Source organism: uncultured Oribacterium sp., from assembly GCF_902481605.1.
In the GTDB taxonomy this organism is placed as follows: domain Bacteria; phylum Bacillota; class Clostridia; order Lachnospirales; family Lachnospiraceae; genus Oribacterium; species Oribacterium sinus.
On record NZ_CABSXI010000120.1, the window covers coordinates 1 to 2,447 of the forward strand.

Consider the following 2,447-nt stretch of genomic DNA (forward strand, 5'->3'; position numbering starts at 1 on the left):
AAAGACGGAAACCGCAGAGGTAAAGAAAGATAAAGCCAAGGCGTAAAAGGCCGTGGCAAAGGAATAAAAGAATACCTGGGGCCAGGTAATCAAAATAGGCTCTCTACTAAACAGGGCAAACAAGAACATCACCAGTAGGAAGAAAAGATGCACCAGAGAACAGCTGATTAACTTAATAATCGGTAAAAGCTCAATGGGGAAAACCACCTTTTTCACCAGATACTGATATTCCTGTAAGATTCCCGTGTTCATATTCATCACTTCCGAAAAGAAGAACCAGGGCACCATTCCGGGAATCAACCAGGTGGTATAGGAAACATTGGGCACCGGAGGGCTGGATTTAAAGCCGTAGGGTCCAAAGATAAAAGCATAAATCGCAATGGTCACCAAGGGCTGAATCAACATCCAAACCGCTCCGAAGTAAGAGCCTACAAAGCGCTTCCGAAAATCTGCAAAGGCCAGGCTCATAATCATCTTTCTTTTTTCTTTACAAATCTTGATAAGGGTTAAAAATCCCCGCATGCTATTCCCTTTCCGTGTATCTTGAATACTCCAAAGGAAGACTCACAGACTTCCCCCGGGATACTCGATATCCATCAAAGTTCGAGTTTAGTGTAAAAACAAACTGATATAAGTGTATAAAAGAAATGAAAGATTCGCAAGAATCTGGAAGAAAAGGACGAAAGAAACAATCCTTTCTCCCTGCTTTCCCACCCTTTTGCTTGGCATAAAACAAAGGATAAATAGGGGAAGCACCGGTAAAAAGTATCTTCCCTGAACACCTAAGACATAGTCCGTCCGCTTTGGCGTATAGGCAAAGAGCATGGAGGACAAAATCAACAGGATTAATCCTAAGGGAATCAGGAAAAGAACGATTCTTTGCAAAATATGAAGTTTCTTTCCCTGCATCTCCTTCCGTTCTCCAAAAATTCCTGCCAGGAAGGGACAAATACTGAAAAGCACCACCAAGGGAAGCGGAAAGGACAGACGATTGTCAAACTGCCCCAAAGGGCGGCCAATCAAAGTATACCAGTACTCCTTGCCCTTGATAAAGAAAGTATTTCTCAGAATCTTTAAATACACATCCGGCTGAGCCAGAATTTCTCTTCGATTATAGGTTTCCATACCTCCATCCTGTCCCACAATATTGGAAAGATTCACCGTATCCTCCTGCGGACGGACATATCGGCTGAAGGCATCCAGATTCACCAGCAGTAAGGGTAGAACAATGGATAAGCCTATAGCAAAAATACCGATAAAATAAAGCCATGGGGAGGAAAAGCGTTTAAAGGAAACCATAACGCAAAGCAAAAACAGAAGGGAATATACCATTTTACAGGGCGAAAGAGCTATGGCAATCAAACAAATCCATAGAATTTCCTTAAGACCCAGCTTTTCCTCTCGAAACTGGTATTGAAATACCAAGGATAAAAGAAGAAAGCTTAAGGCCAGGATATAGGCGTCATAGGACAAGGAAGAAATCAGCTCCAAGGTCATGGGAAAAAGACTGACGGAAAAAAGGATTTCCTTCCCCATAGGTATCTTTTCTATAGCCAGACTTCCTAAAATGCTGAAAAACAGAAGGTTAAAGAATCTCCCGAAATATAAAAGAGTAAAGCGTGAGCCATATAGGATTCTTGCAAAGGAAAAGCCCAGCGCCGGAAAAAAGTAGGCTAATGGAGTGGTCTTTACCGGTTTTTGCAAAGTAAATCCATAGCCCTTTTCTTTGGCAAAAAAAGAGGCCTTCTGTCTTTCCTCCACCTGTTTTCGATTAATATGCATGCCGAAAACCGTAGCCTCCTCAGGCTTCCCGTCTCCGGTCCAATCATCAATCTCCTCATCCTCCTTCCGGATTCGAAGATTTCCATCCTTGTCATACAGCTTTCCTCCCTGTCCCAGCATTTCCGAAGACAGAGCATAGGCACTGACATAATGCAAGACCTCATCCGGGGCGGATAAAGGCATTAAAACAAAGGAGTAAAGGGAGCCAAGAATCATCATGCTCAGAAAATAAATCTGGGCAAGCTTCATTTTCCTGCGAAAAAGAAAGAAGAAAAATCCTGCTGCAAAGGCAAGGGAAATCAAACCAAGGAAAATGCACTCCCGCAAAAATACGGGATGCTCCTTCCACAAGCTAAGTAGATTACTCATTGACTGTCCTCCTGCTCTGTTTCCAAATGCTTTTCTCTTTCTCTTCTCTCCTCCAAGGCCATATCCTGCACGATTCGATTAACTTTTTCCTCCAGCTTTCCCAATTCCACATGGGTATGAAAGAGCCGTAAAAGCAGAATAAAAATTACCAGTAAAAAGAGAAAATTCGGGGTAGAATAAATCCCCAGGCTTCTGGCCATAAAATCCGGCACAAAGGGAAAAATGGCAAAAACAAGCAAAAGAATGGAAAAGAGTAGCCAAAAGATACTCTCTTCAATCCGCATTTTCGCCTTTTT

General features: G+C 42.5%; 2 protein-coding genes and 1 pseudogene. All 3 read right to left on the reverse strand.

Annotation, left to right across the window (positions count from 1 at the left end):
• Positions 1 to 522 (reverse strand): annotated as a pseudogene (locus RDQ32_RS11055) (ABC transporter permease); the annotation flags it as partial.
• An 87-nt stretch (positions 523 to 609) separates the two neighbouring features.
• A complete protein-coding gene (locus tag RDQ32_RS11060) occupies positions 610 to 2,151 on the reverse strand; it encodes a DUF2142 domain-containing protein (protein WP_308580538.1) in 1,542 nt (513 codons plus the stop codon).
• The coding region (locus RDQ32_RS11065) for a DUF2304 domain-containing protein (protein WP_308580540.1) at positions 2,148 to 2,447 on the reverse strand (300 nt) is incomplete at its 5' end. The genes RDQ32_RS11060 and RDQ32_RS11065, both read right to left, overlap by 4 nt.